Annotated in this window: 12 protein-coding genes and 1 pseudogene; 6 read left to right on the top strand and 7 right to left on the bottom strand. The window is 63.6% G+C overall.

The genetic code is table 11. The features are described from left to right. The first annotated feature begins 45 nt into the window (after positions 1-45). Positions 46-921, top strand: coding sequence for an MBL fold metallo-hydrolase (locus tag APH33_RS10375; RefSeq protein ID WP_054885040.1), 876 nt, complete (start codon positions 46-48; stop codon positions 919-921). 28 nt (positions 922-949) lie between these two features. Next, positions 950-1,564, top strand: a complete 615-nt coding sequence (locus APH33_RS10370) for an NAD(P)-dependent oxidoreductase (RefSeq protein WP_054885039.1) — start codon at positions 950-952, stop codon at positions 1,562-1,564. A gap of 87 nt (positions 1,565-1,651) precedes the next feature. Here APH33_RS10370 and APH33_RS10365 read toward each other — a convergent pair whose 3' ends face one another. Then, positions 1,652-2,527, bottom strand: coding sequence for a LysR substrate-binding domain-containing protein (locus APH33_RS10365; protein ID WP_054885038.1), 876 nt, complete (start codon positions 2,525-2,527; stop codon positions 1,652-1,654). Positions 2,528-2,656: 129 nt separating this feature from the next. On the opposite strand from APH33_RS10365, the gene APH33_RS10360 reads away from it, so the two are divergent. Further along, on the top strand, positions 2,657-4,294 hold the full coding sequence (locus APH33_RS10360; RefSeq protein ID WP_054885037.1) for a 5-guanidino-2-oxopentanoate decarboxylase: 1,638 nt from the start codon (positions 2,657-2,659) through the stop codon (positions 4,292-4,294). A 47-nt stretch (positions 4,295-4,341) separates the two neighbouring features. On the opposite strand, the gene APH33_RS10355 is transcribed toward APH33_RS10360, so the two are convergent. After that, positions 4,342-5,262, bottom strand: a complete 921-nt coding sequence (locus tag APH33_RS10355) for an AraC family transcriptional regulator (RefSeq protein WP_054885036.1) — start codon at positions 5,260-5,262, stop codon at positions 4,342-4,344. Positions 5,263-5,464: 202 nt separating this feature from the next. Between APH33_RS10355 and APH33_RS10350 the strand changes: the two genes are divergently transcribed. Both APH33_RS10350 and APH33_RS10345 read left to right on the top strand, forming a co-directional pair. Then, positions 5,465-5,758: a putative quinol monooxygenase gene (locus tag APH33_RS10350; protein WP_054885035.1), complete on the top strand. Its 294-nt coding sequence runs from the start codon at positions 5,465-5,467 to the stop codon at positions 5,756-5,758. Between the two features lie 45 nt (positions 5,759-5,803). Beyond that, entirely contained in the window at positions 5,804-6,037 is a 234-nt protein-coding gene (locus tag APH33_RS10345; protein ID WP_099815646.1) for a hypothetical protein, read from the top strand. On the opposite strand, the gene APH33_RS10340 is transcribed toward APH33_RS10345, so the two are convergent. Then, positions 6,038-6,643, bottom strand: a complete 606-nt coding sequence (locus tag APH33_RS10340; protein ID WP_054885033.1) for a flavin reductase family protein — start codon at positions 6,641-6,643, stop codon at positions 6,038-6,040. It abuts the gene before it with no gap. Between the two features lie 100 nt (positions 6,644-6,743). Continuing rightward, positions 6,744-7,070: a hypothetical protein gene (locus APH33_RS10335; RefSeq protein ID WP_054885032.1), complete on the bottom strand. Its 327-nt coding sequence runs from the start codon at positions 7,068-7,070 to the stop codon at positions 6,744-6,746. Between the two features lie 353 nt (positions 7,071-7,423). Between APH33_RS10335 and APH33_RS10330 the strand changes: the two genes are divergently transcribed. Next, complete coding sequence (locus APH33_RS10330; protein ID WP_054885031.1) at positions 7,424-8,176, top strand: hypothetical protein; 753 nt, start codon at positions 7,424-7,426, stop codon at positions 8,174-8,176. Between the two features lie 67 nt (positions 8,177-8,243). On the opposite strand, the gene APH33_RS10325 is transcribed toward APH33_RS10330, so the two are convergent. From APH33_RS10325 to APH33_RS10315, 3 genes and pseudogenes are all read right to left on the bottom strand, one after another. After that, positions 8,244-9,563, bottom strand: a complete 1,320-nt coding sequence (locus APH33_RS10325) for an MFS transporter (RefSeq protein WP_054885090.1) — start codon at positions 9,561-9,563, stop codon at positions 8,244-8,246. Between the two features lie 257 nt (positions 9,564-9,820). Next, positions 9,821-11,155, bottom strand: a complete 1,335-nt coding sequence (locus APH33_RS10320) for a sigma-54 dependent transcriptional regulator (RefSeq protein WP_054885030.1) — start codon at positions 11,153-11,155, stop codon at positions 9,821-9,823. Next, positions 11,149-12,906, bottom strand: a pseudogene (locus APH33_RS10315) (ATP-binding protein). The gene APH33_RS10320 and the pseudogene APH33_RS10315 overlap by 7 nt, the downstream one beginning before the upstream one ends. Between the last annotated feature and the right edge of the window lie 113 nt (positions 12,907-13,019).

Genomic DNA, 13,019 nt, shown 5'->3' with positions numbered 1-13,019 from the left:
CGGGCAACTAAGCTGTTGCCCATCGTTCATCCCGCAGGAGTCACCATGTCGTTCTTCACCCCCTTGCGTGGCCTGCTGCTGGCCTGCATCACCCTGGCCGGCCCGGCACTGGCCTCCGAGCCGTTGCAGCTGGAGGTTTACAACCCGGGGCATCAGGCCATTTTCCCGGTCAGTTCGGTGATCGTCAGTGGCGAGAAAGAGGCCATCCTGGTCGATGCCCAGTTCGGCAAGGCCCAGGCCGAGCAACTGGTGCGGCGCCTGCAAGCCAGCGGCAAACGCCTGACCACCATCTACATCAGCCACGGCGACCCGGATTACTACTTCGGTCTGGACACCGTGACCCAGGCCTTCCCCGACGCCAAGGTGTTCGCCTCGGCAGCCACGCTGGCCCATATCCGCCAGACCATGGACGCCAAACTGGCCTACTGGGGGCCACAGATGGGCGCGGACAAACCGGCACGGCTGGTGCTGCCGCAGGTGCTGCACGGCCACACCCTGATGCTGGAAGGTCGGTCTCTGGAGGTCGTCGGCCTGGATGGCCCGCAACCGGATCGCAGCTTCGTCTGGATTCCGTCGATCAGGGCAGTGGTCGGCGGTGTCGTGGTTGCGCAGAACATCCACGTGTGGATGGCTGACACCCAGACAGCCAGGTCCCACGCCGACTGGCTTGCCACCCTGGCGAAGATCGAGACCTTGGCACCGCGTACGGTGGTGCCTGGCCATTACCTGGGCCAGAGCGACCACTCACTCGACGCCGTGCGCTTCACGGCGGGCTACATCCGCGCGTTCGATGCCGAAGCGGCGAGGGCGAAGGATAGCGGCGCGTTGATTGAGGCGATGAAACAGCGCTACCCCGCGCTTGCCGATGAGAGTTCGCTGGAGCTCGGCGCGAAGGTCGCCAAGGGCGAAATGAAGTGGTAATTGCGTTCAACTGACAGGAGCATTTTCGATGAGCAAGATCGCAATCATTGGCGCCACCGGCCGTGCCGGCAGCCAATTGCTGGAAGAAGCCCTGCGCCGTGGCCACAGTGTGGTGGCCATTGCCCGTGACCCATCGCAGTTGCAGGGGCGTGAAGGTGTAACCACCCAGGCATTGGATGCCAAGGACAGTGCCGCCCTGCAGCAGGCGGTCGCAGGCGTCGACGCGGTGCTCAGTGCAGCGCATTTCTCGACCCTCGAACCCCACGCCATCATCGAGCCGGTCAAGCGCGCCGGGGTCAAGCGCCTGCTGGTGGTGGGCGGCGCAGGCAGCCTGCTGCTGCCTTCCGGGCACCGCGTGATCGACAGCCCGGACTTCCCGGAGGCCTACAAGGCCGAGGCCAGTGCCGGGGTGCGTTTTCTCGATGTGCTGCGCCAGGAGCCGACGCTGGACTGGACCTTTCTCTCGCCATCGGCGGAGTTCGTCGAAGGCGAGCGCAGCGGGCACTACAAACTGGGCAAGGACCATCTGCTGATCGGTGCTGATGGCAAAAGCACGATCACCTTTGCCGACTTTGCCATTGCCATGCTCGATGAGCTGGAGAAACCGGCGCACTCGCGCCAGCGCTTCACCGTCGGTTACTGAGTCGTCTGCTTCGCGGGCATGCCCGCTGCCACAGGTTTCAAGCCTGGTGCCGAACCTGTGGGAGCGGGCGCGCCCGCGAATAGGCCCTCATTGACTGGCTCGGCTTTCCAGCCAATCAAACAATTCCACCAAGCCTGGCGGATGGCTCTTGGGGTGGCTCACCAGGTAATACCCTTTACCGGTCTGCACCTTCAGCGCAAACGGCATGCACAGCCGCCCCCCGCGCAAGTCATCACCGATCAGCGCCCAATCACCAATCGCCACCCCGGTTCCCTGCGATGCCATGGCCATCGCCATGTCCAGTGTTTCGAAATGCTGCTTCGGCCCCTGTGCCTCCAGCACCACGCCTGCTGCCTGCAGCCACAGCCGCCAGTCATGTTCATCCCGTGATGGATGCAGCAGCATGTGCCGGGCCAGATCCTGGATCTGCTGCAGGGGGACCGCCCCTTTCAACAGCGAAGGCGCGCACACCGGTGTCAGTTGCTCGTCGAACAGCTTGCGCACCCGCAGCCCATGGTTCGGCGCAGCGCCATAGACCACGGCGGCATCGAACCCCTCACGGCGAAAGTCCACCCCGTGCTGCACCGTGGTGGTCAACTCGACCGGCACGTCGGGTCGCAGCGCCTGCCACTCCATCAGCCGCGGCAGCAGCCAGCGCATCACGCAGGTCGGTGCCTTGAGCTGCAAGGTGGCGCTGCGCCCGCCCACTTCGCGCACGCCTTGTTCGATAAGGCCGAAGATCTGCTGCACCCGAGGCAGCCAGTCCTGGCCTTCGCGGGTCAGGCTCAGGCCGCGAGCCTGGCGCTGGAACAAGGCGTAGCCCAGGTGCTCCTCGAGCCCGGCGATCTGCCGGCTGACGGCGCCTTGAGTGATATGCAGCTGCTGTGCGGCACGGGTGAAATTGCAGTGCTGTGCGGTGACCAGAAAGGTGTGCAGGGCGGGCAGGGGGGGTAGCCGTTTCATTGCGCTGAGCCATGATTACAGGACATGGCTAGTATGTGTTTTTTTGCATTGTGGCGGTAGCGCTGCCTTGGGTCCAATGGGCGCAGATTGCAACAAGATTCTCCCCAACAAGATCTTAGGTGAAACCCCATGGCAACCTGCGGCGAAGTATTGGTCAAACTCCTTGAAGGCTATGGCGTGGACCATGTCTTCGGCATTCCCGGCGTACATACCGTGGAGCTCTACCGTGGCCTGGCGGGCTCGTCGATCCGCCACATCACCCCGCGCCACGAGCAGGGCGCCGGGTTCATGGCTGATGGCTATGCGCGTACCCGCGGCAAGCCAGGCGTGTGCTTCATCATCACCGGCCCCGGGATGACCAACATCACCACCGCCATGGGCCAGGCCTATGCCGATTCGATCCCGATGCTGGTGATTTCCAGCGTGCAGTCGCGCGATCAGCTGGGCGGTGGCCGCGGCAAGCTGCACGAATTGCCGAACCAGGCAGCGCTGGTGTCGGGCGTTGCAGCGTTCTCGCAGACGCTGATGAGTGCCGATGACCTGCCGCAGGTGCTGGCTCGCGCCTTTGCCGTGTTCGATGGCGCCCGCCCGCGCCCGGTGCATATCGAGATCCCGCTGGACGTGCTGGTCGAGCCCGCCGACCACCTGCTGCCTGGCCGCCCTGTGCGCAGTGCTCGCGCAGGTGCTGCACCCCAGGCTGTAGCCGCCATGGCCGAACGCCTGGCCAATGCCCGCCGGCCGCTGATCCTGGCCGGTGGTGGCGCGCTGGCTGCGGGCGCACCGCTGGCGCTGCTGGCTGAGCACTTGCACGCACCGGTGGCACTGACCATCAATGCCAAAGGCCTGCTGCCAGCCAACCACCCGCTGCAGATCGGTTCGACCCAATCGCTGGTCGCCACCCGTGAGTTGGTGGAAGAGGCCGATGTGGTGCTGGCAATCGGCACCGAACTGGCCGAGACCGACTATGACGTGACCTTCAAGGGCGGCTTCAAGATTCCCGGCAGCCTGCTGCGCATCGACATCGACCCGGACCAGACCGTACGCAACTACCTGCCGGAACTGGCGCTGGTGGCGGATGCCGAACTGGCTGCGCAATCCCTGCTTGAGGCCTTGCGTCAGCTACCCGCACCGGTGTGTGCCGAGGGCTGGGGCGTTGCCCGTGCGCAGCGCCTGCGTGAAACGTTGGCAGCGGGTTGGGACCAGCCGACGCTGAGCCAGACGCGCCTGCTCAGCAGCATTCTGCAAAGCCTGCCCAACGCCATCCTGGTCGGTGACTCGACGCAGCCGGTGTACACCGGCAACCTGACCCTGGACATGCATCAGCCGCGCCGCTGGTTCAATGCCTCGACCGGCTACGGCACCTTGGGTTATGCATTGCCAGCGGCGATGGGTGCCTGGCTGGGCAGCGCCGAGCAAGCGGCCGAGCGTGCGCCGACGGTCTGCCTGATTGGCGATGGCGGGCTGCAGTTCACCCTGCCAGAGCTTGCCAGCGCGGTGGAGGCGCAGGTGCCGCTGATCGTGCTGCTGTGGAACAACCAGGGTTACGAGGAAATCAAGAAGTACATGGTCAATCGGGCGATCGAGCCGGTCGGGGTGGATATCCATACCCCAGACTTCATCGGCGTGGCACGGGCGCTGGGTGCCGAGGCTGTGCACGTGGCCGATGTCGCGCAACTGCAGGCTGCGCTTGGCAAGGCGGTGGCGCGCAAGGGGCCGACCTTGATCCAGGTCGACCAGAACCAGTGGCAGGCTTCAGTGGTGGAGTGAAATAGCGTCTTTCCTGCCCGGGCCTCTTCGCGGGTTCACGTGATTCTTCAACCGGCGCTGGCGCGCAACCGCGCCACATCTCGAATCGGCGGTGCGCCATACAGCCGGCTGTACTCGCGGCTGAACTGCGACGGGCTTTCGTACCCCACCCGGTAGGCCGCCACCGCTGCTTCCAGGCCGTCGTTGAGCATCAGCCGCCGCGCTTCCTGCAGGCGCAGTTGCTTCTGGTATTGCAGCGGGCTCATTGAGGTCACGGCCTTGAAGCGGTGATGCAGGGTCGAGATGCTGAGGTTGACCTCGCGCGCCAGGTCCTCGATGCGCAGCGGCTGCTGGAAGTTCTGGTTGAGCCAGGTGATGGCCTGGCTCACCCGGTGGGTCTGGCTGTTGGCCAAGGCGATTTCGTACAGGCGATAACCCTGCGGCCCGCGTAGCAGGCGGTAAAGAATCTCGCGACGAATCAGCGGCGCCAGCATGCCGATGTCGCGCGGGGCATCCAGCAAGCGGACCAGCCGCAGCAGCGCGTCGAGCAGCTGCGGATCGGTGCGTTCCACATACAGGCCGCGACCGGAGGGCAGGTTGGGCACCAGCATCGGCCCGCTCTCTGCGATCAGCTGGCTGATTTCGGCCGGGTCGAGGTCCATGCGCAAGCCAAGGCTGGGGTGCTCCGGGCTGGCGTCCAGCCGCACCGCGCTCAGCGGCAAGGTCACCGACACCACCATGTAATGCAACGGGTCGTAGGCGTATTGCTCGTCGCCGAGGAACAGGCTCTTGCTGCCTTGCGCCAGGATGCACAACGCCGGTTGTGCCAGGGTCGGCACCGATCGGACGTTTTCGGTGTAGCGCACCAGATACAGGTCGTCGATGGCCGAGGCGGGGCCGTAGGGTTCACCGGCGTGCCTGCGGATCAGGTCGGCCAGTTCCTGGCGTTGTACTTCCAGTGTCGGGTCGATGGACGGAGCTGTGGTCATGATAGCTTTCCTCTGCTGACCGACGCAGCATAGGTTTGGGCAATGACAGGCGCTAGTCGAAAGCTGCACGTCGATTGCCTGATCCTGCCGCGCTGCAGGATCAGGCAATCGCCGAGCAGTAATGGCCTAACGCGTCGCGTGCGCCAGCCCCTAATCTTGGCAGCCTGGTATTTCCGCCCGCTTGCTTCAAGGAGATCGTGCAATGACCCTACGACAACCGGTCACCCATCTGGCTTTCATCCGTGCCAGCAGCGGTCGCTCCGCAGAACTCGGCGCCCGCCTGCGCGACCTGCTGGAGCCGTCATTACGTACCCCGGGTTGCCTGAGCTTCAGCGTGCAGCGTTCCCAGGCCGACGCCGACCTGTGGCTGCTCAGCGGTAGCTGGCGAGATCAGCAGGCGATGAGTGGTTATTTCGCCTCACCTACCCTGGATGTGTTCGGTGAACTGGTCCAGGCGCAGGTCGTCAGCAGCCTCGACTTGCATACCTTCGATTGAAACACGGTTAGAATGCCGCCCTTCGATCAACAGGCGGAAGGCAACATGGCACGTAGAGAATTCCCGCATTTCGAAGCGGTTTCGGCGATGGTCCCGGTGGAAGGCGGCGGCTATCACGCCGCTATCGCGGTCAAGGCCCTGGGCATGGGCGGCGCGCCGCGCTTTCACAAGGTACTCGACGAGCAAGTGTTCAAAAGCGCCGTGGCGGCTGACGAAGCCGCCTGCGCCGAGCTCGCACGCCTGCAGGGCGTGGGCGAGGAAGGCGAACTGATCTGGTGATCAGGCCTGTGGGCGAGCCATCTTGAACAGGTTGCCCAACTCGAAGTAATCCGCCGGGCCACCGCCACGCAGGATCGGTTCGGCGGCAGCGGTGTCGTAGATACCGTTCTTCAGCAGGTGTTCGGCAATGTGCACCGCCACCACTTCACCCAGGATCAACCAGCTCGGCACCAGTGCCTGATCGGCGCGCTTGAGCTGGACGATCTGGCTCACCTTGCATTCGAAGGCCACTGGCGTTTCGCCAACGCGCGGCACCTTGACGATGTTCGATGCCACCGCAGTCAGGCCGCTCAGTTCGAACTCGTTGATATCGGCGGCAACGGCCGCGCAACTTTGGTTCATCTGCTCGGCCAGTGGCCGGGTAGCCAGGTTCCAGACGAACTCACCGGTCTGCTCGATGTTGTTCAGGCTGTCTTTGCGCCCGACGCTGCAGAACCCGATGATCGGTGGAATGTAGTTGAAGGCATTGAAGAAGCTGTACGGCGCGAGGTTCAGCTGGCCGTCCCGGCTCTGTGAGGAGATCCAGCCGATCGGGCGCGGGCCGACGATGGCATTAAATGGGTCGTGGGGCAGGCCGTGGCCTTTGGCGGGTTCGTAGTAGTACATCTGCCAGCATCCTTGGAACGAGGCGCCTAGTGTGCCAAGCCTTCGGCCGTCTGGAAATGATCAAGCCCGGCCGAGGCCGGGCTGGTAGCGCACAACAGGGTTAGCTGATGCGGTGGGCGTTGGTGCGGTCGAAGCCGTCTTCGGCGAAGCGTTGGCCGCCAGTGCGGTCGAAGCCGTCTTCGGCGAAGCGTTGGCCGCCAGTGCGGTCGAAGCCGTCTTCGGCGAAGCGTTGGCCGCCAGTGCGGTCGAAGCCGTCTTCGGCGAAGCGTTGTGCGCCAGTGTGGTCGAAACCGTCTTCGGCGTAGCTGGCCGATTGAGATTGAGCGGCGGCGAAAGTGTGGGCATTGGTGCGATCAAAACCATCTTCGGCAAAAGCGCCAGCAGCGAATACCGAGAGGGCCAGGGTGAGGATCAGTTTGCTTTTCATGGTTGTTGCTCCTTTGGATTCGAGAGGTTGTTTGTTTCTATGGGGTTAATGCTACGCCTATTAAATTGATTAAAAAGCGCAAAAAATAGCGTTTAAAAATCGAATTAGTAGATATTTATGCCGTGCGATTTGCCGCCCAGCGTTTGCTCAAGCTTGTCGATGAGGTGTGTTATGCCCAGGCGAGCGCAATGCTTCGCCAGCCACTGCAGATTGCGGGTGGTGGATTAATCGCTGGTTAAGAACGCAAAATCTTAATTTGTAACAGCGTATGAACGCTTTTTTCATATATCGCCAACCGATTTTTCAGGCGCTGCTCAGCACCATCGCCGCACTCAATTCCGGAGCGGCAAACGATGAACAAACTCCCGCAAATCACCTTGGCCTTCTGGGTCATGAAGATCTGCGCCACCACCCTTGGCGAAACTGCCGGTGATCTGCTGTCGATGACCCTTAACGTGGGTTATGCCGTCAGTTCGATGGTGCTGATCAGCGTGTTTCTGGTGACCTTGTTCGGTCAGCTGTTTTCGCGCAGTTATCATCCGATGCTGTATTGGCTGGTGATTCTGTCCACCAGCACGGCTGGCACCACCATGTCTGACTTCATGGACCGCACCCTGGGCCTGGGTTATGCCGCGGGTTCGGCAATCCTGATCGGCATCCTGCTGCTGACCTTCCTGGTCTGGCGCCTGAGCGGCAACCCACTCGACGTCACCCGCATCAAGAACCGCACCGGTGAAATCTATTACTGGATCGCCATCCTGTTCTCCAACACCCTGGGTACCGCGCTGGGTGACTACCTGGCGGATGACTCAGGTCTGGGCTTTGCTGGCGGTGCACTGCTGGTTGGCAGTGCCATCGCTCTGGTGGTACTGGCCCGATACTGGACGCGCATTCCCGGTGTGGTGTTGTTCTGGGTGGCCTTCGTGCTGACCCGTCCGTTCGGCGCGACCCTTGGCGACGTCCTGACCAAGCCGCATGAGAAGGGCGGGCTGGATTTCGGCACCATCGGTTCTTCCGCAGTGCTGGGCGGTGTGCTGCTGGTGCTGGTGCTGATGGCGAGCTGGTCCCAGAAGCGTGAGCCGCGCCAGGTGCTGGAAATGTCCTGATTACGGGTGTTTGACAAATAAAAAGGGCGCCCTCGAGAAGGCGCCCTTTTTCATTACGCAATGGCATTCAGTCAGTGGTAATCCGCGAATGCTGCTTGGTGTCCTTCATGGTCGCATACACCAGCAGCGAGCAAGCGATGCACGCCGTGACGTACCAGTAGAAGCCGCTTTCCATGCCGACGCTCTTGAACCACAGCGCCACGTACTCGGCGGTGCCGCCGAAGATCGACACGGTCAGCGCGTACGGCAGGCCAACACCCAGCGCGCGGATTTCGGTAGGGAACAGCTCGGCCTTCACCACTGCGTTGATCGAGGTATAACCGCTGACGATGATCAGCGCTGCCATGATCAGGAAGAACGCGCCCCACCAGGTCTGGATGGTGTGCAAGGTGCTGAGGATCGGCACGATAAACAAGGTGCCGAGCACGCCGAAAGCGATCAGGATCGGGCGACGGCCGATCTTGTCGGACAGGCCACCGATCACCGGCTGCAGGCACATGAACAGGAACAGGGTGGCCGCCGAGATGGTGGTCGAATCGCTGATGCTCATGCCTACGGTGTTGACCAGGTACTTCTGCATGTAGGTGGTGTAGGTGTAGAAGGCCAGCGTGCCGCCCATGGTCAGGCCGACCACGGTCAGCAGCTCCTTGGGGTGGCGCATGAGGGTGCGCATCAGGCTTTCCTTGGCCTTTTCCTTCTTGGTGAAAGACGCCGTTTCTTCCATGCCGCGGCGCAGGTACAGGGCAACCACTGCGCACAGGGCACCGATCACGAAGGGTACGCGCCAGCCCCAGGCATACAGCTGCTCGGTGGTCAGGGTCTGTTGCAGGATGATAAGTACCGCCAAGGCGATGAGCTGGCCGGAAATCAGCGTCACGTACTGGAAGCTGGAGAAGAAGCCACGGCGGTCCTTGCTGGCCATCTCGCTGAGGTAGGTGGCCGAGGTCCCGTATTCGCCGCCCACCGACAGGCCCTGCATCAGGCGTGCGATGACCAGCAGGATCGGCGCGGCGACGCCGATGGTTTCATAGCCGGGGGTCAGGGCGATCACCAGGGAGCCGGCACACATCAGCAGCACCGAAGCCATCAGTGCAGCCTTGCGCCCCTTGCGGTCGGCGTACAGGCCCATCAGCCAGCCACCGATCGGGCGCATCAGGAAGCCCACGGCGAAGATCGCAGCGGTGTTGAGCAACTGGGCGGTGGAGTCGCCGGCGGGGAAGAAGGCTTTGGCGAAGTACAGCGAGAACGCGGCGTAGACGTACCAGTCGTACCATTCGACCATATTGCCGATGGAACCACTGAAGATCGACTTCAGGCGGCTGGCGGTGGTTTTTTCAGCGGCGGGCGTGACGGCCGCCCCGGCTGGCAGGGAGGTGGCGTTATCCATCAGGGATACCTTCTCGTTGTTTTTGTGGAGCGCGCCGAAGCGCAGCTTGCCTGGGCAATAGCAGAAGGTGTGCCAAATGGGTGCGTAGCGATCCAAATGGGGGCGTTGCAGCGTCACGGGAACCGCGTGTTACCTGGCGCGGCGCAGTTCCCTGTGGCAGCGGGCGTGCCCGCGATGGGCTGCCCAGCAGCCCCCGAAATCGCGCAGGGATAAGCGGATTTTCGCCGATCAAGATCCGTCGATAAGCGGATTTCCGCCTATTCCCGCTCGACGAATGCCTCGCGGACCAAACCGTGGCGCTGCATCTTTTCGTTCAGCGTGCGCCGAGGCAGCTGCAAGGCCTCCATCACCGCCTTGATCTCCCCCGCATGCTGGCGCAAGGCAGCACGCAGGCACTGGGCCTCGAACGCTTCCATCTGTTCACCCAACGACTGACCGGCAGGCGCTACCTCGATGTTCGGCGAACCCAACCCCAGGGCATGCCGCTCCGCGGCATTGGCGAGCTCACGCACATTGCCCGGCCAGTCATGGGACAGCAGCTGCGCCAGTTGCGCACCGCTCAGAGCGGGCGCCGTGCGCCCCAGCTTGGTCGCGGCCGCACGGGCGAAATGCTCGAACAACAGCGGGATATCCTCACGCCGTTCACGCAGCGGCGCCAGGCGCAGTTCCGCCACGTTCAGGCGATAGGCCAGGTCCTCGCGGAAACGCCCGGCACGGGCTTCTTCAAGCAAATCGGGCTTGGTAGCGGCAATGATCCGCAAGTCGACGCTGATGCTCTGGTTAGCCCCCAGCCGCTCCAGCTTCTGTTCCTGGATCACCCGCAACAGTTTGGCCTGCTGGGCCAGCGGCATGCTCTCGATCTCGTCGAGGAATACCGTACCGCCGTTGGCGTATTCCAGCTTGCCGATGCGTTTGCCCTGGGCGCCGGTGAAGGCGCCGCTTTCGTGGCCGAACAGTTCGGCTTCGAACAGCGCTTCAGGGATGGCCGCGCAGTTGAGCGCGACAAACGGTTTTTCGGCACGCGGGCCGAAGTCGTGCAGGCAACGCGCTACGCGCTCCTTGCCGCTACCGGTCTCGCCGCGGATCAGCACATTGACCGGCAGGCTGGCCAGGTCCAGCACCTGTCGGCGCAACTGCTGCAAGCCCTGGGACATGCCCAGCAGGGTCGTTTCCAGGCGTGACTTGACGTCGGCCTGCTCGTGCAGCCGTCGGTTCTCCAGGACCAGCTGGCGTTTCTCCAGGGCGCGGCGCAGGCTGCCCAGCAAATGTTGCGGTGTAAACGGCTTTTCCAGGAAGTCATAGGCGCCGTTGCGCATCGCTTCGACCGCCATCGGCACATCTCCATGGCCGGTCAGCAGGATCACCGGCAGGTCCGGGTCATCCCCCTGCAGGCGTTCGAGCAGCTGCAGGCCACCCATGCCCGGCATGCGCACGTCGCTGATGATCACCCCGGCAAAATGCGCGGGCAGCTGGGCCAGGCAGTCTTCGGCACGGGCGAACAGTTGCACGCTGAAGCCGGACAGGCTTAGCCACTGCTCGACCGCCGTGCGGATGCTGGCTTCATCATCGACGACGATCACTGAATTCAACATACAGGCTCCAGGTCACGGGGCAGGGTCATGCTCAACCGGGCGCCGCCCGGCAGGTTCTCGGCGTGTAACTGGCCGCCAGCTTCGACGATGATGCCATAGGAAATCGCCAGGCCCAGGCCCAGGCCTTCGCCTACCGGCTTGGTGGTGAAGAACGGGTCGAAGACCTTGGCCAGGTCAGCTTCGGCAATGCCGCCGCCGGAGTCCAGCACGCTGAGGCGCCACTGCCCATTATCCGGTTCGATGCGGACCTCCAGGCGCCTGTAGCGTTTGTCGGCCATGGCATCGAGGGCGTTGCGCAGCAGGTTGATCAATACCTGTTCGAGGCGGATGGCATCGCCCCGGACCCAGGCCGGGCGTGCCAGGTACAGGGCCACTTCGACTTCCTCACTGCGTATGCGAGTGTCCAGCAAGTGCAGGGCCTGGTCGACCACGGTGGCCAGGTCGAGGCGTTCACGCAGGCCGACCGGGCTGTTGCGGGCGAAGGTCTTCAGATGGCTGGTCAGGGCAGCCATGCGCGTGAGCATTTGCTCCAGCGGTTCGAGGGCCTTGCGCGCGTCGTCGTAACGGCCGTGGTCAAGCAACAGACGCAGGGTTTCCAGTTGCATGCGTTGGGTGGTCAGCGGCTGGTTGATCTCGTGGGCCATGGCCGCCGACATCTGCCCCAGGGCAGCCAGTTTGGCCGCTTGCACCAAGCCTTCCTGGGCGGTGCGCAGCTCGCGCGTACGTTCCTCGACCTGGCGCTTGAGCTCTTCGCGGCTGCGCTGGCGCAGGCGCGCCAGGCGCAGACGCTGGCTGACAAACAGCGCAGCGAACACCAGGCTCAGCCACACCGCTGCAGCACCCAGTGCAGCGTTGCGACCGGCAGCTTCGACCTGGGGGCTGCGCAGCAGGTGCAAGGTCCAGTCTTCGCCTTCCAGCGGCAGGCTCTCCCAAAGGAATTCGGCGCTGCCATCGGGGCTCTGCACCCGGCTCAGATGACTGTTGCTGGCGAAGCGAGTCAGCACCTGATGCTGAAGCGGCACCAGCGGCTGCTTGTCGTACTGGCGGGTTTCGGCCAGCTCGGCGCGGTCGGCGCCTGTGAGTGGCTTGAGTTGGCGGTAGCGCCAGCCTTCCTGGTTGGCGATGAAGGTGATGCCCCGGGCGTCACTGACCAGCAGGATGTCACTGCCCTGGCGCCATTCGCGTTCGAGCTCGGGGAACTCCAGCTTGACCACCATGGCGCCGAGGAAGCGCCCCTGTTCATCGCTGACCGCGCTGGCCAGGAAATAGCCCGGCACACCGCTGGTCACGCCAACCGCATAGAAGCGGCCACTGCCCTGGCTGCGGGCCTGCTTGAAGTAGGGACGAAAGCCATAATTGGAGCCAACGTAGGTGGTCGGCAGGCGCCAGTTGCTCGCGGCCACGGCCAGCCCGGTACGGTCGAGCAGCTCCAGGGTAGAAGAGTTGGCGGCGCCGTTGATGCGTTCGAGCTTGAGGTTGAGCGCGTGTTGCGTTTGCTCACTGACCGGGCCGCGCAAGGCCTCGATCAGTTCCGGGTCCAGTGCCAGCACGGCGGGCAGGGCGCGGTAGCGATCGATCAGGGTGTGCAGGGCGTTGGCGTACAGCACCAGTTGCTGGCTGGCGCGGCGGGCGTCGTCTTCCATGGCCTGGCGCTTGGCCTAGTGCATGGCCCAGCCGGCGCTGAGCACAGTGCCGAGTACGATGAGCAGGGTGATCAGCCCCAGACGCAGGGCGCGAAAGGACAAGGGCATGGGGCGGATCCGGATTCAGGGATATCAGGCCTGGCCTCTTCGCGGGCTTGCCGCTCCCACAGGATACTCACAGCCCAATGGGCTTGTGCAGTACCTGTGGGAGCGGGCGAGCC

The organism is Pseudomonas sp. NBRC 111130, from assembly GCF_001320485.1.
Lineage (GTDB): Bacteria > Pseudomonadota > Gammaproteobacteria > Pseudomonadales > Pseudomonadaceae > Aquipseudomonas > Aquipseudomonas vlassakiae.
Note: the sequence above shows the minus strand (reverse complement) of the source record. Positions and strands in the feature narration are given on the sequence as shown.